The 20,611-nt window shown below is 66.5% G+C and carries 23 protein-coding genes and 1 pseudogene; 9 read left to right on the plus strand and 15 right to left on the minus strand.

Annotated elements, in window-relative coordinates; all coding sequences use genetic code 11:
- Positions 1-11 precede the first annotated feature (11 nt).
- Positions 12-1,007, minus strand: a complete 996-nt coding sequence (locus ASG43_RS19065) for an ABC transporter substrate-binding protein (RefSeq protein ID WP_056508293.1) — start codon at positions 1,005-1,007, stop codon at positions 12-14.
- Between the two features lie 250 nt (positions 1,008-1,257).
- Here ASG43_RS19065 and ASG43_RS19070 point away from each other — a divergent pair, with 250 nt between their 5' ends.
- Positions 1,258-2,292, plus strand: a complete 1,035-nt coding sequence (locus ASG43_RS19070) for a LacI family DNA-binding transcriptional regulator (protein ID WP_056508294.1) — start codon at positions 1,258-1,260, stop codon at positions 2,290-2,292.
- Positions 2,293-2,512: 220 nt separating this feature from the next.
- On the opposite strand, the gene ASG43_RS19075 is transcribed toward ASG43_RS19070, so the two are convergent.
- Positions 2,513-2,896 (minus strand): nuclear transport factor 2 family protein, encoded by a 384-nt coding sequence (locus ASG43_RS19075; RefSeq protein WP_056508296.1) that lies wholly within the window; start codon positions 2,894-2,896, stop codon positions 2,513-2,515.
- Positions 2,897-2,913: 17 nt separating this feature from the next.
- The gene (locus ASG43_RS19080; protein WP_056508298.1) at positions 2,914-3,606 is read right to left on the minus strand and encodes a L,D-transpeptidase; all 693 of its coding nucleotides are present in this window, start codon (positions 3,604-3,606) and stop codon (positions 2,914-2,916) included.
- Positions 3,607-3,699: 93 nt separating this feature from the next.
- Between ASG43_RS19080 and ASG43_RS19085 the strand changes: the two genes are divergently transcribed.
- Positions 3,700-4,608: a LysR family transcriptional regulator gene (locus tag ASG43_RS19085; RefSeq protein WP_056508299.1), complete on the plus strand. Its 909-nt coding sequence runs from the start codon at positions 3,700-3,702 to the stop codon at positions 4,606-4,608.
- 72 nt (positions 4,609-4,680) lie between these two features.
- Here the strand turns inward: ASG43_RS19085 and ASG43_RS19090 are convergent, their stop codons facing one another.
- Positions 4,681-5,058, minus strand: coding sequence for a helix-turn-helix domain-containing protein (locus tag ASG43_RS19090; protein ID WP_056508300.1), 378 nt, complete (start codon positions 5,056-5,058; stop codon positions 4,681-4,683).
- An 80-nt stretch (positions 5,059-5,138) separates the two neighbouring features.
- Between ASG43_RS19090 and ASG43_RS19095 the strand changes: the two genes are divergently transcribed.
- From ASG43_RS19095 to ASG43_RS19105, 3 genes are all read left to right on the plus strand, one after another.
- Positions 5,139-5,888, plus strand: coding sequence for an SDR family oxidoreductase (locus tag ASG43_RS19095; protein WP_056508301.1), 750 nt, complete (start codon positions 5,139-5,141; stop codon positions 5,886-5,888).
- Positions 5,889-5,964: 76 nt separating this feature from the next.
- Complete coding sequence (locus ASG43_RS19100; protein ID WP_056508303.1) at positions 5,965-6,387, plus strand: ester cyclase; 423 nt, start codon at positions 5,965-5,967, stop codon at positions 6,385-6,387.
- A 167-nt stretch (positions 6,388-6,554) separates the two neighbouring features.
- On the plus strand, positions 6,555-7,316 hold the full coding sequence (locus tag ASG43_RS19105) for a phosphodiester glycosidase family protein (RefSeq protein ID WP_056508306.1): 762 nt from the start codon (positions 6,555-6,557) through the stop codon (positions 7,314-7,316).
- Between the two features lie 2 nt (positions 7,317-7,318).
- Here ASG43_RS19105 and ASG43_RS22365 read toward each other — a convergent pair.
- Both ASG43_RS22365 and ASG43_RS19115 read right to left on the minus strand, forming a co-directional pair.
- Positions 7,319-7,564 (minus strand): annotated as a pseudogene (locus ASG43_RS22365) (alpha/beta fold hydrolase); the annotation flags it as partial.
- Positions 7,561-8,205, minus strand: coding sequence for a pyridoxamine 5'-phosphate oxidase family protein (locus ASG43_RS19115; RefSeq protein ID WP_056508310.1), 645 nt, complete (start codon positions 8,203-8,205; stop codon positions 7,561-7,563). The gene ASG43_RS19115 and the pseudogene ASG43_RS22365, both read right to left, overlap by 4 nt.
- 118 nt (positions 8,206-8,323) lie before the next feature.
- Between ASG43_RS19115 and ASG43_RS19120 the strand changes: the two genes are divergently transcribed.
- On the plus strand, positions 8,324-9,250 hold the full coding sequence (locus ASG43_RS19120) for a LysR family transcriptional regulator (protein ID WP_056508312.1): 927 nt from the start codon (positions 8,324-8,326) through the stop codon (positions 9,248-9,250).
- Positions 9,251-9,277: 27 nt separating this feature from the next.
- Here the strand turns inward: ASG43_RS19120 and ASG43_RS19125 are convergent, their stop codons facing one another.
- On the minus strand, positions 9,278-9,886 hold the full coding sequence (locus tag ASG43_RS19125; protein ID WP_244488162.1) for a TetR/AcrR family transcriptional regulator: 609 nt from the start codon (positions 9,884-9,886) through the stop codon (positions 9,278-9,280).
- A gap of 181 nt (positions 9,887-10,067) precedes the next feature.
- Between ASG43_RS19125 and ASG43_RS19130 the strand changes: the two genes are divergently transcribed.
- Positions 10,068-10,463 (plus strand): RidA family protein, encoded by a 396-nt coding sequence (locus tag ASG43_RS19130; RefSeq protein ID WP_056508430.1) that lies wholly within the window; start codon positions 10,068-10,070, stop codon positions 10,461-10,463.
- A gap of 72 nt (positions 10,464-10,535) precedes the next feature.
- Positions 10,536-11,129: an NAD(P)H-dependent oxidoreductase gene (locus ASG43_RS19135; protein WP_056508314.1), complete on the plus strand. Its 594-nt coding sequence runs from the start codon at positions 10,536-10,538 to the stop codon at positions 11,127-11,129.
- 184 nt (positions 11,130-11,313) lie between these two features.
- Here the strand turns inward: ASG43_RS19135 and ASG43_RS19140 are convergent, their stop codons facing one another.
- From ASG43_RS19140 to ASG43_RS19155, 4 genes are all read right to left on the minus strand, one after another.
- Entirely contained in the window at positions 11,314-12,369 is a 1,056-nt protein-coding gene (locus tag ASG43_RS19140; RefSeq protein WP_082491054.1) for an AraC family transcriptional regulator, read from the minus strand.
- Positions 12,370-12,619: 250 nt separating this feature from the next.
- Positions 12,620-13,600: a transporter gene (locus ASG43_RS19145; protein WP_056508316.1), complete on the minus strand. Its 981-nt coding sequence runs from the start codon at positions 13,598-13,600 to the stop codon at positions 12,620-12,622.
- A gap of 250 nt (positions 13,601-13,850) precedes the next feature.
- A complete protein-coding gene (locus tag ASG43_RS19150; RefSeq protein WP_056508318.1) occupies positions 13,851-15,338 on the minus strand; it encodes an NAD(P)/FAD-dependent oxidoreductase in 1,488 nt (495 codons plus the stop codon).
- Between the two features lie 150 nt (positions 15,339-15,488).
- Entirely contained in the window at positions 15,489-15,938 is a 450-nt protein-coding gene (locus ASG43_RS19155; protein ID WP_056508320.1) for a cupin domain-containing protein, read from the minus strand.
- A 267-nt stretch (positions 15,939-16,205) separates the two neighbouring features.
- Here ASG43_RS19155 and ASG43_RS19160 point away from each other — a divergent pair, with 267 nt between their 5' ends.
- Positions 16,206-17,030 (plus strand): alpha/beta hydrolase, encoded by an 825-nt coding sequence (locus ASG43_RS19160; protein ID WP_056508322.1) that lies wholly within the window; start codon positions 16,206-16,208, stop codon positions 17,028-17,030.
- Positions 17,031-17,269: 239 nt separating this feature from the next.
- Here ASG43_RS19160 and ASG43_RS19165 read toward each other — a convergent pair whose 3' ends face one another.
- The 4 genes from ASG43_RS19165 to ASG43_RS19180 are packed head-to-tail and all read right to left on the minus strand — an operon-like array spanning position 17,270 to position 20,609.
- On the minus strand, positions 17,270-17,959 hold the full coding sequence (locus tag ASG43_RS19165; protein ID WP_056508323.1) for an ABC transporter ATP-binding protein: 690 nt from the start codon (positions 17,957-17,959) through the stop codon (positions 17,270-17,272).
- Entirely contained in the window at positions 17,956-18,708 is a 753-nt protein-coding gene (locus ASG43_RS19170) for an ABC transporter ATP-binding protein (RefSeq protein ID WP_056508325.1), read from the minus strand. The genes ASG43_RS19165 and ASG43_RS19170 overlap by 4 nt, the downstream gene beginning before the upstream one ends.
- The gene (locus tag ASG43_RS19175; protein WP_056508327.1) at positions 18,701-19,696 is read right to left on the minus strand and encodes a branched-chain amino acid ABC transporter permease; all 996 of its coding nucleotides are present in this window, start codon (positions 19,694-19,696) and stop codon (positions 18,701-18,703) included. Before ASG43_RS19175 ends, ASG43_RS19170 begins: the two co-directional genes overlap by 8 nt.
- Positions 19,689-20,609 (minus strand): branched-chain amino acid ABC transporter permease, encoded by a 921-nt coding sequence (locus tag ASG43_RS19180; protein ID WP_056508329.1) that lies wholly within the window; start codon positions 20,607-20,609, stop codon positions 19,689-19,691. The genes ASG43_RS19175 and ASG43_RS19180 overlap by 8 nt, the downstream gene beginning before the upstream one ends.
- Positions 20,610-20,611 lie beyond the last annotated feature (2 nt).

Raw genomic sequence — 20,611 nt, forward strand, 5'->3', positions numbered from 1 at the left:
CGAGCTTTGGATCAATAGGCGTTGGCGACTTCGGCCGCGGCGTTGGTCTTGTCGTAGAACGCGTCGACGTTCTTCACCCAGGCCTCGATCGTCTCGCCGTCGGCATAGCGCTTCAGCGTCTCGAACGCCTTCGGGCCGAAGCGCGGATTGCACTCGACGACGGCCGCGATCTTGCCGTCGACGACGGCCTGCACGGCTTCCTTGCCGCCATCGATCGAGAGAACCATGATGTCCTTGCCGGGCACCTTGCCGGCCGCCTCGATCGCCGCGATCGCGCCCATGGCCATCTCGTCGTTGTGCGCGTAGACGACATTCGCATCGGGATGGGCCTGGAGCAGGGACTCGGCGACCTGCCGCCCCTTGTCGCGGGCGAAATCACCGGACTGCGATGCGACGACCTCGAACCCGGCCTTGCCGGCGATCGCGTCGTCGAAGCCCTTCTTGCGATCGTTGGCGGGCGAGGAACCCGTCGTGCCCTCGAGTTCGATGATCTTGGCGCCGTCCGGCTTCTCCTTGAGGAGGAACTCGGCGACCCGCTTGCCCTCGTCGACGAAGTCCGAGCCGATGAAGGTCACGTAGTCCTTGCCGGCCTTGGCGAGCGCCTGATCGACGTTGCGGTCGAGCAGGATCACGGGAATGCCGGCCTTGGCGGCGGCGCGCACGGCCGGGATCAGCGGCTTTTCCTCGCGCGGAGCGAGAAAGATGAGGTCGACGCCCTGCGCGATCATCGAGTTGACGTCGGCGACCTGCTTGGCGGCAGAGCCCGCGGCGTCGGTGTAGACGAGCTGATGGCCGAGCTTCTTGGCCTCGTCCTGCATCGACTGCGTCTGGGCGATGCGCCAGGGATTGTTGCTCTCGGTCTGCGCGAAGCCGACCTTGTAGCTTTCCTTCTTCTCCAGCTTGGGCAGTTCCTGGGCACTGGCGGAGATCGGCCCGAGGGCCAGGGGCAGCGCGGCGGCAAGCGCCGCGGATGCCATGAGTATAGTGCGGCGCGTCAGTTTGAGCATCGGTTTTCCTCCCCAGGATGAGTCGCGAGATTCATGTCGAGACCGTTTGCTAATCAGATTGATAATATTATTATCTGTCAACGATAACTTTATTTGCACCGCAACATGCGACGATCCCGTGGCGGGTCTGGCAGGATGGTCGGGAGAGGTGGATGGCCACGGGATCGGGGAGCGCGCGCAGCCGGAGATGACCAAGACAACGCCCTCCCCGCCTGCCGGCAAAAGCGCCACGTCTCCCCGACGGCCGACGATGATCGATGTCGGTCGACTCGCCGGCGTCTCGCAATCCAGCGTCTCGATGGTGCTCAACGGCATGGAGGGGGCACGGATCGCTGAAGGCACGCGCCTGCGCGTCGAGGAGGCGGCTCGAACTCTTGGCTACGAACTCCCCGGCCAGCGCCGCCTGCGTCACCGCCGTCTGGAGCGCCGGACGATCGCCTATCTGGTCGACGAGATCTCGACCAGCCCCCATCCGGTCGTCAATCTCGACGGCGCGCGCGATGCGGGCTGGGAACAGGGGTTCCTGGTCAGCGCGCACGTGACCCGGTCCGATCCCGCCCTGGAAGCGACGACGCTCGCGGCGATCGTGAACGACGCGTCCGTGCTCGGCATCATCTATTCCACGATCTTCACGCGTCGGATCACGCCGCCGCCGGCGCTTCACAGCCTGCCGTCCATTCTTCTCAACTGCTACGACGAAGAAAGGTCTCTGTCCTCGATCTTGCCGGCGGAGGTCGTCGGGGGCTTCACGGCGACGACCCACCTCACCGGCTTGGGACACCGTCGGATCGGCTTCATCAACGGGGAACCCTGGATGGACGCGGCGGCTGACCGCCTGAAGGGGTATCGGCAGGGCTTGGCGACAAGCGACCTGCCGTTCGACGAGAGCCTCGTGCGCGACGGAGACTGGCTGCCCTTGACCGGCTACCAGCACGCTCTGGACCTTTTGTCTCTCCCCAACCGGCCAACGGCGATTTTCTGCGCCAACGACAAGATGGCGGCGGGCGCGCTCGCGGCCGCAACCCAACTGAGTCTCAGCGTGCCGGGAGACGTCTCGATCCTCGGTTACGACGACGAAGAACTCAGCCGCTACACCAATCCGCCCTTGTCGACGGTCGTCCTACCGAATTACGAAATGGGCCGCAGGGCCGTCGAATCCCTGATCCGCCTGTCGCGGGGGACGAAACCGCACCGGCCGCACCTTCTCAAGATCGATGGTCCGATCGTCGAACGCGGATCGACGGCGACCATCGCATCGCGCATGGGATCGCCAGGTCAGTCCTGATCCGGGTCACGGTGGCGAACGGAGGTTTGCCATGGCGACGCCCATTCCACTCCACGCCGACGTCGACGTCGACGACGACGATCCCTCAGGGGATCATGACCGTCTGTCCGGCCACGTCGATCGCAACCTTTCCCCGGAGCCGCCGGGGCGAAACGGCTCAAAACGATGGCCGTCATGGTGTCGGTCATGGCGATCGTCCTGGCTTTGATGGTCGCGCGGCTTAGACAATGCCGTTCGAATTCTCCGCGTGGGGCGGAACGACCTGCAGCACATCCCAGTGCTCGACGATTTTTCCCCTGTCATCCAGCCGGAAGATATCGATCCCGGCATAGTCTTGGTCCCCGGGCCAGTGCTGTAGGCAGTGAAGGACGACATACGCACCCTCGGCGATGATCCGCTTGATCTCGACGCGCTTGCCGGGCCACTCCCGTGCCATCTGCTCGAAATATCCGATGAAGGCATCATTGCCCGTGGCGACGAGCGGATTGTGCTGGACGTAATCCGCACCGACATGGCGCGCGACCGCTTCGGCGGGTCGGCCCTCGTCGAACATCAGGTGGTAGAAGGCGACAACCGTCGCCTTGTTGCGTTCCAGATCTTGCATCCACGCCTCCTGGAGCGTCAGGCCAAGGCCTCGCTGCGGACCGGCAGGACCATCGCCTTGCTGCCGTCCCGAACCCGGTCGTACAGGTCGATGATGTCCTGGTTCAGAAGCCGTATGCAGCCGGACGAAACCTTCGTGCCGATCGTCCATGGCTCCACCGTTCCATGCAGGCGGTAGAGGGTGTCGCGACCGTCGCGGTGCAGGTAGAGGGCGCGGGGACCGAGCGGATTTCCGGGTCCACCGGGCAGGCCGTTCCGGAGCGGGCCGTAGCGTTGCGGGTCGCGGGCGATCATGTCCGCCGTCGGCGTCCATTTCGGCCATTTCGCCTTCCAGGCGATCGTGGCCTCGCCCTGGAAGTTGAAGGCCTCGACCTTGCCAACCCCGACCCCGTAGCGCATTGCCCGGCCGTTGCCGAGCACGTACCAGGCGAAGCGCTCGTTCGGATCCACCACCACCGTGCCCGGCGGCTCGCCGGTCGCGAAATCGACCTCCCGCCGCAAGAACTTCGGATCGACGATCCGCGTCAGGTCGATCGCCGGCACGGGGAAAGGCTCGCCGTCCAGCGCTGCGTACAGGATGGAATAGGCGGGATCGATCGTCCGTTCGGGCGGCACATAGGACATCACGGCGGTTGGCTCTTGCGCCGTCGTCGCGCAGGCCGCGAGCGCCAGCGGCGCCCCGAGCAGAAAGAACCGTCGATCCATTCCCAAACACCTCTCAATGACGACTTGAGAACAACAGTTCGAGCGCGCATAAACAACAGCTATGGATGAATGCCACCGATAGCCGTTTGGAATGACAAGATGGACTTGACCGCTGCCCTTCGCGCCTTTGCCCGGACGGTGGAGCGCGGCTCGCTCACGGCAGCGGCCCGCGACCTGTCGCTATCCCAGCCGGCCGTGTCCAAGCACATCGCCAATCTCGAACACCGCGTTCAGGCACGCCTTCTCGAACGATCCGCGCGGAGCGTTCGTCCAACGGCGGAGGGGCAGGCGCTGTATGATGCGAGCCGTTCGGCCCTCGCCTCGATCGACGCGGCGGTCGAGGGCTTGCAGGCCGATTCCGGCCGCATCGAGGGGACGATCCGCGTCCACGCCCCGTCCTGCATCGGCGCCAAGCACTTCCATTCGATCGTCATGGCCTTCCAGCGGGAGCATCCGAGTGTCGCCATCGACCTCGTTCTCGAAAGCCGGACGGTCGACCTCGTGTTCGAGAACTTCGATCTCGCTCTGGTCTATGGTCGTCCGGAGGCGCAGGACGTGATCATTCGCCGGCTGGGCCTCGTCCTGCGGATCCTCGTCGCAAGCCCGGCCTATCTCGCAAAGCATGGCCCGATCGACTCCCTCGACCGGCTGTCGCAAGTGCCGTTGATCACGACGCCCCGCTCCCTCACCCCGCAGAATCGCATGGCCCTGCTCCGGGACGGCACCCAAATGGAGGTGGATGTCTGGTCGATCCTCAGGACGATCGATGCGCAAGTGATCGAGAGGACATTGCTGGACGGTCATGCGGCAGGTCCCGTCCAGCATCTGCTCATTGCCGAGGATCTGGCGAGCGGCCGTCTGGTGCGCATCTTGCCGGAGTATGAGGTCCGTCCGACCGAGATGTTCCTGGCCTATCCCTCGGTCAAGTTCATGCGCCCGGCCGTCCGCGCCTTCGCGGAATTTGCCGTCGAGCGGCTTTTGAAGATCGAAGGCGTGGATGTCCGATAAGCCTCGGTCGCCGTCTCGATCTCGCCGTCCGGTCGAGGCGGGCCTCCCGCGTCCGGCCAGCGCCATTCGAAATCATGGCGACGTCTTGGCGGGTGCCTGACCGGCCGCGGCGTTCTTCAGCGTCGCCTCGACCTGGAGACGGTGCGCCGTTCCCCATGCGCACAGCGGCCGGAGAGCATCGACAAGGGTCTGGCCGAAGGGCGTCACGGTGTAGTCGACCTTCGGCGGCACCTCTCGGTAGTCGTGCCTGACCAGCACGCCGGACGCGACCAACTCGCGCAACTGTTGGATCAGCACCTTCTCGCTGATGCCCGTCACCAGGCGCCGAAGGTCACCGAACCGCTTCGGTCCATGCCCGAGATGATAGAGGATCAGCGGCTTCCACTTGCCGCCCAGAACGGCCAGCGCGACGTCGAGGCCGCAGTCGGGATCACTTGCGCTCACGTCCATTCCCACCCTTACCTTTTGGTATGTACTAGTTGCCATATTAGTGCCTGTCTATATCGCGGTCATCTCAAGAGGAGGCGACGATGGGCAGACTCGACAACAAGATCGCGATCATCACCGGTGCCAACAGCGGCATCGGGCTGGCGAGCGCCAAACGTTTCGCGCAGGAAGGCGCCCGCGTGTTTATGACCGGACGGCGGCAGCGCGAACTCGACGCCGCGGTGGCCGAGGTCGGCAACGGCGCCCGGGGCGTGGCGGGCGACATCGCGAATCTTGCCGATCTCGATCGTCTCTACGACGTCGTGCGGGCGGAAGCCGGTCGGATCGACGTGCTGTTCGCCAATGCCGGCGGCGGCCGCTTCGCCGCCCTCTCCCAGATCACGGAAGAGGATTACGAAAAGACCTTCGCGACGAACGTCAAGGGAACGCTGTTCACCGTACAGAAGGCGCTGCCGCTTCTCGTCGATGGAGCCTCCGTGATCCTGACCGGCTCCACGGCGGCCAGCACGGGCTCGCCGGCCTTCAGCGTCTACGGTGCCAGCAAGGCGGCGATCCGCAGTTTCGCCCGGAGCTGGATCCTCGACCTGGCACCGCGCCGGATCCGTGTGAACGTGCTTGTTCCCGGTCCCACCTCGACGCCGGGGCTGCACGGCCTCTCCTCAACCGCGCAAGAGAAGCGAGCCTTCGTCGCGGCGATGGAGGCGCAGGTCCCGCTTGGCCGGATGGGGACACCCGACGAAACGGCTGCCGCCGCGCTGTTTCTGGCGTGCGACGAGAGCAGCTTCGTCAATGGCAGCGAACTCTTCGCCGATGGCGGACAGGCGCAGATCTAGACCGACGCAGAGACGGTTGGCCAACGTGCCGACCGGCGGCCGCGGCACCGACACTCGAACATCGAAAGGGCGCGCCATGCGTGACAACGAGACGATCATTCGCGAACTCTACGCCGTCGCGGAAGGAGACGGGTTCGATCGGGAGACGTTCGTTTCCGCCTTCTCCGAGAATGGATACATGACCGACATTCCCGCCGGAAAGACGCTGCGCGGCAAGGCCATCGGCGACCACATCGGCGCGCTCACCACGGCCTTTCCCGATATCCACCGCGAGCTGTTCCAGATCTACGTCACGGGGAACGTCGTCGTCGTCGAGCTCGCCATTCGCGGAACGCACAAGGGCGAGTTGCCGCTTCCGTCGGGACGCTTGGCGCCGACGGGCCGGACGATCGACGTGCCGTGCTGCGACGTGTTCCATCTGGAAAATGGCAAGGTTGCCTCGTTCCACTGCTACAATGCCGCTTCCGTGACCCGGCAGCAGCTTGGCCTTGCCGATTGAGAGCGCAGCGCCTGCCTTGGTGGCGCCGGCCGACCGAAGCAGGCAACCGAAGAGAGAATGTCGTGCAGCCCTCCCCTCATCGCCCGCAGAGCGACGCCCGCCAGAATAGGGATCAGACCGTGATCGAACGATGCCGCCGACGGCGCGGGGAAACGAAGGCGGCACGCATGACGTGGCGGTTCGGGTGGTTGGCATGGGCGATGCTCGTCGCCGGCGCGGGGGCCGCCAGGGCGGAGACGTGCAGGGAGGACCGCTTCGAGAATGCGGACTATGTCGTCTGCACGATCGACCCGGCGGCCTCCGACCTCCGTCTGTTCTGGCGGGACCGCGAGGGCGCTCCCTATCGCAGCTTCGCCCATCTGGCGCGATCCGTTGAGGCGGACGGCGGACGACTCGTCGTCGCGATGAATGCCGGCATGTACCGGACCGACTTCTCGCCTGTCGGCCTCTACATCGAGAACGGCGAGGAACTCCGGCCGGCCGATACGACGGTGATCGACGGGCCGCCCGGCCAGGTGCCGAACTTCTACAAAAAGCCGAACGGCGTCTTCGTCCTGGGGAAGACGAGCGCGGGCATCCTCACGACGGACGCGTTCGCGAGGGAACGGCCGGACGCTCGGTTCGCGACGCAGTCGGGGCCGATGCTGGTCATCGAGGGGCGTCTGCATCCCGCGCTCATTCCAGGTTCCACCGATCGAACACGGCGCAGCGGCGTCGGCGTCTGCGAAAACGGGCACGTTCGGTTCGCGATCAGCGAAACGGAGGTCAACTTCCACGACTTCGCGCGGCTGTTCCGGGATCACCTCTCCTGTGCGAACGCCCTGTTCCTCGATGGCGGTCGCGGCGCCGGGATCTTTTCGCCTGCATTCGATCGTGACGACGTGTCCTGGCACGGCGGATACGGCCCGATGTTCGGCCTCGTCGAGTGATCGGCGAGACGATCGAACATATAGTCGAACGCTCCGCGCGGCGGCGTCTTCGTCTGGCCGAAGCCGGGAAGGTCGGGCGCGACGAGATGGAAGCGGTCGGCGAGCAGAGAAATGAGATCGCGGAACATATGGCTCGACGAGGGAAAGCCGTGCAGGAGCAGCGCCGTCGGATTCGAGCGGTCGCCTGCTTCGCAATAGAAGACCGCAACGCCGTCGACGTGGACGGTCCGAACGCGAACCTCTGTCATGCTCGCTCTCCTTGATGGTGCGTCGTGGGAGCCGACGCCGCCCGCAGCGCGGCGTTCTCGGCTTCGAGTGCGGCGAGCCGATCGTGCAAGGGTCGGATCGCCTCGTCGATCTCGGCTTGCGTGAAGCGCGGGACGATGTGTTGCGGGCAGTTCCAGTCGAAGGCTTCGAGCCGCAGCCGGACGATGCGCTCGATCCTCGCCCGGTAGCCGGGAACTGTGACGAGATCGACGAGCGCCGGTTCGGCGTCCGGTGCGACCATGTCGGCATGCGCATAGATCTTCAGTCGCGCGCGACGCGGATAATCCATCAGGATCAGACAGGCTCGGCTGTCGGCCGCGAGATTGCCGGTGCTGATGTACTGCCGGTTGCCCGCGTAATCGGCAAAGGCCAGCGTCCGGTCGTCGACGAGCTTCAGGAAGCCGCGCGGACCGCCTCGGTGCTGCACGTAAGGCCAGCCGGTCTGGGAAGCGGTGGCCATGTAGAAGCTGTCGCGCTCGGCGATGAAGGCCGTCTCGTTCGCGCCGAAGCGATCGAACGTCCGCTCGCCCGCGAAGTCGCGCCAGACGTGGTCGGTGCCCATGGCGACTTGCGCGGCGCGCACGCTGGGCGTGATGGCGATGTCGAGGAAGCCGTAGGACATGGGCGTTGGTCCAGAGGTTGCGAGCCGGCTGGCTCTTCGTGACGAGAGATGTCCCTTTCCTTCGATCGGCGGAATGCAGCAGGATCGCAAATCACCTTCCCGGAAACCGGAAAGACGAATGGACCGCTTCGAAGCCATGACCCTGTTGCGCGAGGCGGTGGACCGCGGAAGCCTCTCGGCCGCAAGCCGGTCCTTGCGCGTTCCCGTGCCGACGCTCAGTCGCAAGATCTCCGACCTCGAGACACGGCTCGGAACGAAGCTCCTGGTCCGCACCACGCGGAGCCTGACGCTCACCGACGCCGGCATCGCCTATCTCGCGGCGGCCCGGCGCATCCTCGACGATCTGGAAGGCGCCGAGCGCGAAGCCGCCGGCGAGTTCTTCGAGCCGAAGGGAGAGCTCGTCGTGACCGCCCCGCTCCAGTTCGGCCGCCTCCACGTCCTGCCGGTCGTTGCGGACTTTCTCGATCAGTTCCCGCACATCAACATTCGGCTGCGCCTCGCCGATCGCAACATCCATCTCGTCGACGACCATGTCGACATGGCGGTTCGCATCGGCCGACTGGCGGATAGCGCCCTGGTCGCGACACGGGTCGGAACCATGCGCATCGTCACAGCGGCGAGCCCGGCGTTCCTGGCGAAACACGGCGTCCCTTCGATCCCCGAAGACCTGCGCGACCTGCCCGCCGTTGCGACGGACGGCCCGATGCCGGACGCGAACGGGCGGTTCCATCCGGCGAGCCACGCGGCGCCCATCGACGTCCGATCGACGCCGCGCCTTTCCGTGACGACGACGGAGGCGGCGGTCGACGCGGCAATGCGAGGCATCGGGATCGTTCGGCTGCTGCACTATCAGGTGGTCGAGCCGGTCGGGGACGGACGGCTGCAACTCGTCCTCGAAGACTTCGAACCCGAACCGGTCCCGGTTCATCTCGTCCACGCCTCGCGGGGGCAGATGCCCCTCAAGCTGCGCCGCTTCCTCGACGCCGCCGCCCCGGCCTTGCGCGAACGGCTGGCCAGGCTTTCGCCCGGCAAGGACGCGACGTGACCGCCCGCTCGCTTCGACGTCTGCGCGTCAGGATGGGCGCGACGTCGGCTCCGCCAGAAGGCCCGTCGCCATCGCGCGGAAGGCTTCGATCGCCTTGGGCAGGACGGCGCGCGGCTCGTCGCTGGCGGCCACCCAGAGAGCGGCATTGAGGGCAGCGCCGCTGAGGAGACGGGCAGCGGCCTCGACGTCGACGGGCTTCATCACCCCGCCGGCGACAAGTCCGGCGACCGCCTGCCGCGTGAGTTCGAGGCAGGCATTCTGGCTCGGCCAGGTCGATGGATCTCCGAGGACGGCCGGCCCGTCGAGAAGCACGATCCGTCGAACCTGCGGATCCAGCGCCATCTCGATATAGGCGGTGCCCTCCGCCAGCAGAGCCTCCCAGGCGCTCGGAGCAGCCTCGGCAACCTTCCTGGCGCTCGCGGCCATCTCACCATCGACTTGGGCCACGACCGCTGCCAGCAGGCCCTTCTTGTCGCCGAAATTGTGATAGAGCGCCCCGCGCGTCAGGCCCGCATCGGCGGTCAGTTCGTCCATCGACGCAGCGGAAAAGCCTTTCGTCGCGAAGGCGTGCCGGGCCGCCCGAAGAAGCTTGGCGCGGTTCTCCTCCATCGTCTCGGAACGACGGCTCGCGCGCATCACGGCTCCTTGCTTTTCGACGGGAACGTCTGGGTCAGTTGACATACGGCTCGTATGTGAGATAACTCCGCATACACGTCGTATATCAAATGCCCCACCGAGGATAGACCACGGCCGAACGAGCCGGGCTGCCGCCATGCGCGCCATCGCGCAGACGTTTCCGATCACGAAGGATCACGACATGACGAAGCCGGAACCTGTTTTCCCCGCCGATCGCCACGCTCTCTACGAAAAGCACGGTTACTCCGCCGCCATCCGGTCCGGCGACCTCCTGTTCGTGTCCGGTCAGGTCGGAAGCCGCGCCGACGGGTCGGCCGAGCCGGACTTCGCGGCACAGGTGCGCCGGGCCTTCGCCCATCTCGAGGCCGTTCTCCAGGCTGCGGGCTGCACGTTCGACGACATCCTCGACGTCACGACCTTCCACACCGACCCGGAAAACCAGTTCCCGACGGTCATGGAGGTCAAGCGCGAAGCCTTTCCGCAGGCGCCCTACCCGAACTGGACGGCCGTCGGCGTCAACTGGCTCTCCGGCTTCGACTTCGAGATCAAGGTGATCGCCCGGATCCCGGTGGCCTGATCCGACCGTCCCGCGGCCACCGCTTCGGTGCGCAGGCTCCGGCGGCTCCCGCCCAGAGACGAAGGACCGTGCATGCATATCCTCATCGTTGTCGCCCATCCCGATCCCCGGTCCTACACCCATGCGGTGATCGCTCGTCTCGTCGCCGGGCTGGAGACCGAGCCGGGCACCACGCACGAGATCGTCGATCTCGCGGCCGAGGGCTTCGATCCCCGGTTCACCATGGCCGACCACGACTCTTTCAAGGGGCGAGCCGGGCACGGGGACGACATTCGGTTCGAACAGCGACGCGTCGACAGGGCCGACGTGCTGGTGCTGGTGTTCCCAGTCTACTGGTGGTCCATGCCGGCCGTCATGAAGGGTTGGATCGATCGCGTCTTCACGTCCGGCTGGGCGTATATCGACGACCCCGAGCAGGGAACGACCCAGCTGCTGGTTCGGCTGAAGGGGCAGGTCGTCGCGATCGGCGGTGCGGATCGCGGCACCTACGAGCGCCGGGGCTATCTCGACGTCCTGAACACGCAGATCGTGCAGGGCGTCTTCGGCTACTGCGGCATTCAGGCTGCGGGATTGGACCTCCTCCTGCCGCTCGATGCGGCCAGCGAGGCGGACGGACTGCAACGCGCTGTCCAGATCGGGCGACGCCTGTCGAGCGAAACGTCCTGATCGGGCGCCTCTGCCGCCGCGTCCCGAGAACCATGCCGTCAGCCGCTCGCGCGTCTCGGTCACGACGGCTGACGCCACGCCGGCGAAAGGACCGCCTGCCGACGGTCGCGCAGGGCCGCCAGACGGTCACGGTCTCAGCCGCTTCGGCTGGGGCGCCACCTCGTTTGCATCTCCCTGCGCCGCATCAGCCCCGAAGGCCGGACAGGGTGGCGGGCACCGGGACCGCCGCCCCGAGCGGCGTTGGACGCCTCGAGGTCGCGATACCGCCTTTCAACGTTTCCGACGGCGACTCGCCATAGAGCTTGCGATAGTCCGCCGCGGCGCGGCCGAGATGGGTGAGGCCTGACGAGAAGGCCAGGCTGGCGACGCTGGAAAAGGGGGCGGCCCGCAGCAGTTCTGCGCGAAAGCGCAACAGACGCATGGATTGCAGGCTTTCGCTGATCGTGACGCCGCGGTGACGCCTGAAGCCGTCCTGCAGCGAACGCAGGCTGACGCCGACCGCCGCGGCAAGGTCAGCCATCGCGAAAGACCTGCCGGCATTGGCCTCCAGCCACGCCTCGGCGGCGCGCACGGTGCTCGGCGCGGACACGTCCGAGCGACGGGCGAACTGATCGCTCGCGCTGTTCCTGAGGCCCGTGACGAGCAGCGACGCCAGACCGTCGCGCAGCATGCCGAGATAGATGTCACCCACCGCACTCGACCGGTCGGCGCATTCGAGCATCAGTCGGGCGTGCCGTTCGATGGCTGCGCCGACCGGCCCCTGGAGATCGATCGCTGCCTCGAATTCGAGCGGGCCCAGATCAAGCCCGACAAGGTTCGCGCAATGGGCCTCCAGGGCGGAGCGCTCCAAAAGGACGATGAGCTGTTCGCAGCCCTCGAACCAGGTCATCCGCGTCGGCAAGGTCGGAGACAAGAGCGTCGCCGTCCGTCCGGCTTGGCTCTCCACCGTGGAGGCGCCGCAACGGACGCGAGCCTCACCCTGCACGGGGATCTGCAGCAGGAAGAACGAGCCGAGTTCGCCGGGATCGATCTCGACCTCGTCGCCGTAGGACACGATGTTGACCGAATAGCGGTTCTGCGAAACGGAGCGGTGCCGGGCGTGGAATCCAGCCGGTCGAGCGGCGGAGGGAAGCAGGAAGTGTGGGCAGAAGATACGGCCGATCTGCTCGCGCGCATCCTCGGGGGATCGCGTATCCACGAGGTTGGAACCGGCGAGATACTTGTCCAGCAGGCCAACCATGGATCGCATCATCCAATTGAGCTGAGGCTGTGCGCACGGCACGCGACAGCTCACAGAGTACGTCACGCCCCTTCCCTGCGCAATATATTATATGCCTAAAGTATTTGCATCCACGACGAACGTTTTCTGCGAAATTGCCTTCGCGAGCGCCACCGGCGGGGGACAGGGACCGCCCGCCCGAAAGACGACACGCCGCGGCGCGAGGACGCCACGGCGTGTCGGATCGAAACGGCGCAACGGCCGGGCGGAATTATCCCGGGATGTCGATGGGATCTGCGGTCGGCGCCTTGACCGAAAGCGGAATCCCGAGCTGGAACCAGAAGCGATTGCCTTCGGCCGTGTTGCGCGCACCGAATTCCGTCTGCCACTTCGCCGTGAGCGCCCCGCCGTTGAAATTGTAGCGCAATTGCGGCCCGATGCCGAACAGGCGGGTCCGGCCGCCCTTCGCGGGATCCCGTGCGCCGGCGATCTCGTCGTCGGTCGTCTGGAGAAGCGCAAAGCCGGCGAGGTCCAGCCCCAGCTGCTGCGTCGCCCCGATGCCGACGGCAGCTTCGATGATGGCATGCTGGCCGTTCTGGTAGCCGGTGGCGTCGTTCTCCGTCTGGAAGCCGTATTGCAGCTTCAAACTCGCATGGTTGTTCGACGCGTCCATGTAGGTGGCGGCGACCTGCGGATAGAAGGTCCAGACATTGGTGCCGACGTTGAAGGTCCGATCCTCCTTGTAGGAGCCGGTCGGCGCATAGATCTCGGCGCCCGCCGTGAGGGACCAAGGCCCCGAGGTCCATTGCAGAAGCTGGCCGAAGCTGATGTCGCCGACGGCGAAGCGTTCGTCCTCGAAATTGAGGCCCGCCACCGGCGATAGAGCCCCGTCCATGTGGAAGCCGGGCAGAATGAGGTAGCTGATCGGCCGAGCACCGAGAATTTCGGCGTCCCAGGTGCCGACGACGCGAAACGCCTGAACCGCGATGTCGAGGTCGAAATCGGCGAGCGTCTCATTGCCGTTGACGTCCTTGAACGTGTCGGCGCTGTAGTAGAGCGAATAGGTGTTGAGGAGGAGACCCGTCACCGGCGGATAGGCGGCGGCGTAGAGGGTATCGACGCCGATCGGATAGGGTGGGTTCGATTCCAGCGCCACCGCGGAGAGCGGCGAGAGGAGGGCCGAGAGGAAAGCGGCCGCAGGGGCGCAACGCGTCGGCGCTGCCCGTTTTGATCTGGCTCGTTCGAAGGTCATGGCGTTCCCCAGAATGCGCCGGAAGACGAGATCATCGCGGCGACGACACGATTATCCTTGGGACAAGCCCTTACGACGCTCGCCGCACCGACTTCCCCAAGGTCATGATTGTCGCGGGGCGGCGGACGGATCTCTATCCAGATGACGCGGCGCTCTATCCACATCGCGGTCGGCCGAAGACCTCAGACCCGCTCGACGGAACGCTTCGGCGTTTCGCAGGACACGACCGCCGCCTTGTCCGTTCGACGGGTCATGTCACGGTGTAGGTCGGCGTCGACGCGAGAAAGCGTGAGTAGGCGTCGGCGTCCGGCGGCAGGAATTTTTCCGCGAGCGGATTTCGCCGGGTGATCCGGGCGCCCATGTCGCCGATCAATTCGTCGAAATGCTTGAAGTGGTAGGGTGCGACGCAGAGGCCGCCATAGACCGCTGCCGCCGGGCGCTCCGTGCGGCGCCATTTCAACGAGACCTCGATCGCCTTGGTCATCGCCTCGTGCGTGGTATCGCGCACCAGCTTGCCGTCTGCGTATCGGACCAGCCATTCCGCCGCGAGATCGGCGCACAGGACCGTGCAGAAGCTCGAATTGAAGCCGACGAAACCGAGATCGGGGATGTTGGGATTGGCGATGAGCCGATGCAGCCGATATTGCCCGTCGGGTTCGACGAGTTTCTCGGCATAGTGGGGCGGAAGGAAGGGCACGCCGAGCTTGAAGCCGGTCGCCTGAACGACGACGTCCGCCGGGACGGCCTCGCCGCCGGTCATATGCACGAGGCCGGGCTCGTAGCGCGAGAACGTGCCCTCGATGCCGCGGATCCGACCGCTGGCCACCATGTCGAAAAAGCCGGGCGTGGCGATGGGGACGGAGCAGTTGATGCTGCGCTCGATCGGCACGCGCGGCGTCATCTTGCATCTCTTCAGCTTCTGCTGGGTCTTCAGGAGCGCCTCGAGGCCGCGCCAGTTCGCCCACACGAAAGGCTTTGCGATGGCATGGGCGAGCTTCGCGCCGCGCCCGATGCCCCAGCCCGGAAACATCTCCTCCTGCGCGCGGATGTAGAGGATGCGCTTGAAGTTCACGAGCCCGCCGATGAAGTAAGGCACGCGCCAGACCGGTTCCCGATAGACCATCGTCACCGATCGCGCCCCGGACTTAACGGCATTGACGGCAATGTCGGTCGCCGATTTCGAGCCGCCGAGCACGACGACGTCGCGGCCTCGCGCGCGATCGGCTCTGTCGTAGAGCGAGGAGTGCATCACCGTGCCGCCGGCCTCGACGAAGGCCGCCTCCCCCGGATGCGTCGGAACGTTTCTCTCGTTGAACTGGCCGGTCGCGATCACGACGAAATCGTAATTCTCGCGCGCGCTCGTCCCGTCCGGCGCCTCGATGTCGAGCGTCCAGCCCGGCGCGCCCTGCCGCTTCTCCATTCCGCGAACCACCGTCCGCGTCCGCAGGAGCGATGTGAGCCCATGGTCTTCGGCATAGGACTTGAGATAGGCGTGGACCTGCGGTCCCTTCGGCCATTCCGGATAGTCCGCCGGCATCGCCTTGTCGGTGTAGCGGTAGAGAGACTTCGGGCTCTGGGTCTGAACCTCCGGATAGGAGCGCTGCGGCTCCCAGACGCCTCCGAAGCCATCGCTGCGCTCGACGATCGTCACCCGATGGCCGCGCCGCTTGAAGGTCCGGGCGGCGGCGATACCGCTGACACCGGCGCCGATGACGCATACGTTCTTCTTCTGGACCATGTTCTGCCGACTCTTTCGGGAGGGAAGACGGCGCGGCTTCGCCATCGGCGGCCCCGAGGGACCGCCGGGAATGCCGGCTCCGGATGGTTGCTGGACAGGTCTAGGCCGCCGGGTCTCGTCCGGCTGGGCTAGGGGCGACGGATGCCGACGTCACTCGTTGGCTTCGGGCGGCAGAAAGTCGACCTCGTGCTCCGCCGAGATCCGCACGACCTCGGCCGGATCGGCCAAGCCGTCGAGTTGCTCGAAGAGTTCCACGAGCTTGGCTGCGGGCGACACCCAGAAGAGCGCGCGCGCCGGCTTGTCGGACTTGTTGAAATAGCCGTGCGGAATGCCGCGCGGCATCTTCACGAGATCGCCGGGTCCGGCCTTGGTCCAAACGCCGTCGAGCTTGAGGTCGAGCACGCCTTCCTGGACCAGGATGAACTCGTCCTGCGTCGGATGGATGTGGACGGGCACGAACTGGCCGGGAAGACTGTTGGTCTCGAAGGCAAAGGTCGACGCGCCGATCGCCTTGGGAAGATAGACCTGGCCGAGAATGTTCCAGGTCTTCCCGGCTTCGGAGGCGCCGTTCAGGGTGATGCCTTTTTCAAGTTCGGACATGCTGACCTCTTTGATCTCGATCGGGCGCTTGAGACGCGCTGGAGGCAGGATGCTCCTGCGCCGACGTCCTGTCTGTCCAGATTGCGCATGTCCTATCCAAAACACACGGGAGGTCCGCCGTCCCCTTGGGGACGGCCGTGAAATCCTGTCGCAAGCGCTTTGCCCCTGGGCCGAATCGGCCGATGATCGCCGTGCGAGGGCCGGCGCTCGCAAGGTCTGATGCAGGCCCCTGCGAGGCGCGATGCGATGCGATGGAGGCGTAGACGGGTGGCGATCGACGAGTGGACGGAACTCGAATACAATCTCGCATTGACGCTGACCGAGATGGCTCCGGTCACCAATGGCTGGCACGCGCGCGCGGCGGCGACGAGATCGCGCCTCGCCGTTGAGGAACGCCGATACGGTCCCCATCCGCGCGAGCGCTTCGATCTCCTGCGTCCGGCGTCGCCAAGGGCGGCGCTGATCTTCATCCATGGTGGGTTCTGGCGGGCCCGCGACAAGCAGGAGTTCACCTTCATCGCGGAACGGCTGGTCGAAGACGGCTGCACGGTCGCTCTTTTGAACTATCCGCTCTGTCCCGACGTGACGCTCGACGCCATCGTCGACAGCATCAGACGCGCCTTTCTCACCCTCTGGCAGGACGTCTGGACGGACGACGAACGGGCGATGCTCGTCGCCTGCGGCCATTCCGCGGGAGGATATCTCAGCGCCGATCTCCTGACGCAGGATTGGGCGGCGCACGGCCTCCCCGAAAGCCCCCTCAAAGCCGCGGTGCCTGTTTCCGGGATCTTCGAACTCGAACCCTTGACGCGCACCACGTTCAACGACGCGCTGCGTCTCGACCCGGCAACGGCGCGGGCTCTCAGCCTGCCGGACAAGAAGGTCGCGTCACCGGCCGCCCTGTCGCTCGTCGTCGGCGGCGATGAAACCGCCGAATTCCAACGTCAGACGCGTGAACTCCACGCCCGCTGGTCGCAGCTCTCGCCCGAGCTCGTCATCGAGCCGAACCGGCACCATTTCGACGTCCTCGACGGCTTCGACGATCGCGCGAGCGGCCTCTATCGAACCCTTTCGCGGCATCTCGGCCTCTGAACGGCGACACCCGATCTGGCGACGTCCCCGGCTGCGCGCCCGATCCCTTCCGCTTCCGGCGACGCCATCGACGCTGACGCCTCGGGACGCCACGCGGCGTCTCTGCGGCACGACGGTCGCTTGGGAGGCCTTCGCCTCGAGGTGAGGAAAGCGCTGCCGGTTCGAACGTCCAACAGGTCGATCCGGGCGGCCCCGGCCCTCCCTTGCAGACGATCGTTGCCGTCGATCCCCCGGACGGTTCAGACGCCGAGGTAGCGCTCCTGCATCTCCCGGCTCAAGTCGGCGGGATGGCCGGTCCAGACGGTCCGACCGTTTTCGAGGACCACGCATCGGTCAGCGATGGGCAGGAGTTCGGACAGGGTCTTGTCGACGACGAGAATCGCCAGGCGCTCGCCCTTCAAGGCGTGAATGGCCGCCCAGATCTCCTTGCGGATCAGGGGCGCGAGACCCTCCGTGGCCTCGTCGAGGATCAGAAGGCGTGGATTGGTCATCAGGGCGCGGCCGATCGCCACCATCTGCTGCTCGCCGCCGGACAGAAGCCCCGCCGACTGGTCGCGCCGCTCGGCCAGACGGGGGAACAGGGCTTCGACGCGGGACAGGGTCCACGGCCCCTTGCGCGCCGCGACCAGAAGGTTCTCGCGCACGCTGAGCGAGCGGAAGCAACGCCTTCCCTCCGGCACGAGTCCGATCCCGAGCCTTGCGATGCGGTGCGGCGCGGTGCCGGCGATGTCGCAGCCGGCCAGACGCAAGGTTCGCGCGCGGCTCGATACGAGCCCGCAGATCGAGCGGATCGTCGTGGTCTTGCCCATGCCGTTGCGCCCGGCGAGCGCCACGACCTCGCCTTCGCCCAGCGCGACGTCGACGCTGAACAGGGCTTGGCTCGCGCCGTAGAAGGCGGAAAGGTCGCGGACGTCGAGAAGCGCGGTCATGCCGCCTCCGCGCCGAGATAGGCCTCGCGCACCACGGGATCGCGGCGGATTTCCGCGGGCGTTCCGGTCGCGACGATCCGTCCATAGACGAGGACGGAGATGCGGTCGGCGAGGGCGAAGACGGCGTCCATGTCGTGCTCCACCATCAGGATCGGCGTCTCGAGGCGCGCTGTCCCGAGCAGCGCCGTCAATTCGCGCGAGCCCTCCGAGCCCATGCCGGCCATCGGCTCGTCCATCAGGAGCGCCTTGGAGCCGAGCGCCAGGACCAGCGCGACCTCCAGCCGCCGCCTTTCACCGTGCGAGAGGGACGCGGCCGGAATGTCGGCGCGCCGATCGAGCCCGACGCGGGCGAGCGCGGCCAGCGCCGGCTCGCGAAGCGACCGGTCGAAGGCGACGGGCTTCAGGAAGCGGAAACTCGTTCCCTGCCGCGCTTGCACCGCCAGCATCGCATGCGCGAGCGCGGTGAATTCGGGGACGACCGCGGAGACCTGGAAGGTGCGGCCGAGCCCTCGCCGCGCCCGCTCGGCGGTGCCGAGCGCGGTGACGTCGCGCCCACAGAATTGGATGGTGCCGGCATCGGGCGCGAGCGAGCCGCAGATCTGGTGGATCAGCGTCGACTTGCCCGCGCCGTTCGGCCCGATCAGCGCATGGATCTCGCCGGGCCAAAGCTCGAGGCTGACATCGTCGGTGACCTTCAAGGCACCGAAGGACTTTCGGAGGTTGGCGACTCGAAGGATCGGCTCAGCCATGTCGGGCGCTCCGCGGCGAAAGAAGGCTCATGATGCCGCCGCGTCCGGCAAGGACGACGCCGATGAGCGCGAGGCCCAGGAAAAATTGCCAGCGTTCCGTCAGAGCGCCGAGAAAATGCTCGAGGAGGACGTAGAGGGTCGCGCCGGCCAGCGGTCCGGCGAGCCGCCCGACGCCGCCCAGCACCACGAGCACGATCAGTTCGCCCGAGAGATGCCAGGAGAGCATGGACGGGCTGACGAAGCGGTTGAGCTCGGCATAGAGAGCGCCGGCCAGCGCCGTGATCATGCCGGAGACGACGAAGGCGACGAGGTGGATGCGGAACGGCTCGATGCCGAGCGAGGCGAGGCGCACCCCGTTCTGCCGCGCCGCCTGCAGCGCCGCGCCGAAGCGCGAGGCCTTGAGAACGGCAAAGAGCGCCAGCCCGAACAACAGGAGGCCGAAGGCGATCAGGAAGAAGTTGAGGGGCCGCATGGTTCGCACGCCGAAGAAGCCGTTGCGAACGGCGATCGGCAGCCCGTCCTCGCCGCCATAGCCCGGCCAGGCGATCGCGAGGTAGAAGATCATCTGCGCGAAGGCGAGCGTGATCATGATGAAGGCGACGCCGCTGGTGCGCAGGCTGATCGCGCCGATCACGAGAGCGAAGAGGCCGGCGACGAGCACGGCGAGCAGCCAGACATAGGCCATCTCCGCGACGGCCGGCAAGCCGAAGGGGAGTTGCCCGCCCTCCATGGCATGCGAGGCGACGATGCCGACGAGGTAGCCGCCGATGCCGAAGAAGGCGGCATGGCCGAGCGAGACGAGGCCGCCGAGGCCGAGCGCGAGATTGAGGCCCGTCGCGGCGAGGCCGAGAACCGCGATGCGGGCGGCGAGCGTGATGTAGAACGTCTGGCCGGCGAAGCTTGCCCAGAGCGCGAGGACAAGCGGCAGGGCGATCACCGCCAGGCTCGGCAGAAGTCGGCGGGCGACGAGCAGGGACCGATCAGGCATGGATGGCAAACAGCCCCTTCGGCCTGAAGGCCAGGATCACGGCCATCACGACGTAGATCGCCATGGACGCAAGGCCGCTGCCGACAAGGGCCGCGTCGGCCGGCGGAACGAACAGTCCGGCAGCCCGCGGCAGGAGGAAGCGCCCGGCCGTATCAACGAGCCCGACAAGGATCGCGCCGAACAGCGCGCCGCGCACCGAGCCGATGCCGCCGATCACGATCACCACGAAGGCAAGGATCAGCACCGGCTCACCCATGCCGACCTGGACCGATTGCAGCGCGCCGACGGTCGCGCCGGCAAGGCCCGCAAGCGCGGCCCCGAGCGCGAAGACGATCGTGTTCAGCCGGCCGATGTCCACGCCGAGCGCGGCGATCATCTCACGGTCGTCCTCGCCGGCGCGGATGCGCATGCCGAGCCGCGTGCGGGAGATGAGGACATAGAGCCCCAGCGCGATGGCGATGCCGAGGCCGATCACGGCGAGGCGATACACCGGATACTGGAGGCCGCCGGGCAGCGTCGCCGCGCCCTCGAGGAGCGGCGGGATGGTGAGGTAGAGCGGAAAGGAGCCGAAGAGCCAGCGCGTGCCTTCGGAAAAGACGAGGATCAGCGCGAAGGTGGCGAGCACTTGATCCAGGTGGTCGCGCTGATACAGCCGCCGGACGATGGCGATCTCCACGAGCGCCCCGGCCGCGGCGGCTCCCGCCAGGCTCGCGAGGAGCCCCAGCCAGAACGAGCCGGTGACGGCCGCGACCGCGGCGCAGGCGAAGGCTCCCACCATGTAGAAGGAGCCGTGCGCGAGGTTGATGAGCCCCATGACGCCGAAGATGAGCGTCAGACCGGCCGACATCAGGAAGAGCATGACGCCGAACTGGAGCCCATTCAGGATTTGCTCGGCCAGGAGCGCGAAGGACAAGA

It is taken from the genome of Aureimonas sp. Leaf454, assembly GCF_001424685.1.
GTDB lineage: Bacteria > Pseudomonadota > Alphaproteobacteria > Rhizobiales > Rhizobiaceae > Plantimonas.

Bases quoted from the DNA above. Each gene is read 5' to 3' on its own strand.
- ASG43_RS19065 (WP_056508293.1), bottom strand. From the start codon at position 1,007: ATGCTCAAACTGACGCGCCGCACTATACTCATGGCATCCGCGGCGCTT.
- ASG43_RS19090 (WP_056508300.1), bottom strand. From the start codon at position 5,058: ATGGACGTGAGCGCAAGTGATCCCGACTGCGGCCTCGACGTCGCGCTG.
- ASG43_RS19095 (WP_056508301.1), top strand. From the start codon at position 5,139: ATGGGCAGACTCGACAACAAGATCGCGATCATCACCGGTGCCAACAGC.
- ASG43_RS19175 (WP_056508327.1), bottom strand. From the start codon at position 19,696: ATGCCTGATCGGTCCCTGCTCGTCGCCCGCCGACTTCTGCCGAGCCTG.
- ASG43_RS19085 (WP_056508299.1), top strand. From the start codon at position 3,700: ATGGACTTGACCGCTGCCCTTCGCGCCTTTGCCCGGACGGTGGAGCGC.
- ASG43_RS19170 (WP_056508325.1), bottom strand. From the start codon at position 18,708: ATGGCTGAGCCGATCCTTCGAGTCGCCAACCTCCGAAAGTCCTTCGGT.
- ASG43_RS19135 (WP_056508314.1), top strand. From the start codon at position 10,536: ATGCATATCCTCATCGTTGTCGCCCATCCCGATCCCCGGTCCTACACC.
- ASG43_RS19165 (WP_056508323.1), bottom strand. From the start codon at position 17,959: ATGACCGCGCTTCTCGACGTCCGCGACCTTTCCGCCTTCTACGGCGCG.
- ASG43_RS19115 (WP_056508310.1), bottom strand. From the start codon at position 8,205: ATGTCCTACGGCTTCCTCGACATCGCCATCACGCCCAGCGTGCGCGCC.
- ASG43_RS19150 (WP_056508318.1), bottom strand. From the start codon at position 15,338: ATGGTCCAGAAGAAGAACGTATGCGTCATCGGCGCCGGTGTCAGCGGT.
- ASG43_RS19070 (WP_056508294.1), top strand. From the start codon at position 1,258: ATGATCGATGTCGGTCGACTCGCCGGCGTCTCGCAATCCAGCGTCTCG.
- ASG43_RS19130 (WP_056508430.1), top strand. From the start codon at position 10,068: ATGACGAAGCCGGAACCTGTTTTCCCCGCCGATCGCCACGCTCTCTAC.
- ASG43_RS19155 (WP_056508320.1), bottom strand. From the start codon at position 15,938: ATGTCCGAACTTGAAAAAGGCATCACCCTGAACGGCGCCTCCGAAGCC.
- ASG43_RS19140 (WP_082491054.1), bottom strand. From the start codon at position 12,369: ATGGTTGGCCTGCTGGACAAGTATCTCGCCGGTTCCAACCTCGTGGAT.
- ASG43_RS19075 (WP_056508296.1), bottom strand. From the start codon at position 2,896: ATGCAAGATCTGGAACGCAACAAGGCGACGGTTGTCGCCTTCTACCAC.
- ASG43_RS19125 (WP_244488162.1), bottom strand. From the start codon at position 9,886: ATGCGCGCGAGCCGTCGTTCCGAGACGATGGAGGAGAACCGCGCCAAG.
- ASG43_RS19145 (WP_056508316.1), bottom strand. From the start codon at position 13,600: ATGACCTTCGAACGAGCCAGATCAAAACGGGCAGCGCCGACGCGTTGC.
- ASG43_RS19100 (WP_056508303.1), top strand. From the start codon at position 5,965: ATGCGTGACAACGAGACGATCATTCGCGAACTCTACGCCGTCGCGGAA.
- ASG43_RS19120 (WP_056508312.1), top strand. From the start codon at position 8,324: ATGGACCGCTTCGAAGCCATGACCCTGTTGCGCGAGGCGGTGGACCGC.
- ASG43_RS19105 (WP_056508306.1), top strand. From the start codon at position 6,555: ATGACGTGGCGGTTCGGGTGGTTGGCATGGGCGATGCTCGTCGCCGGC.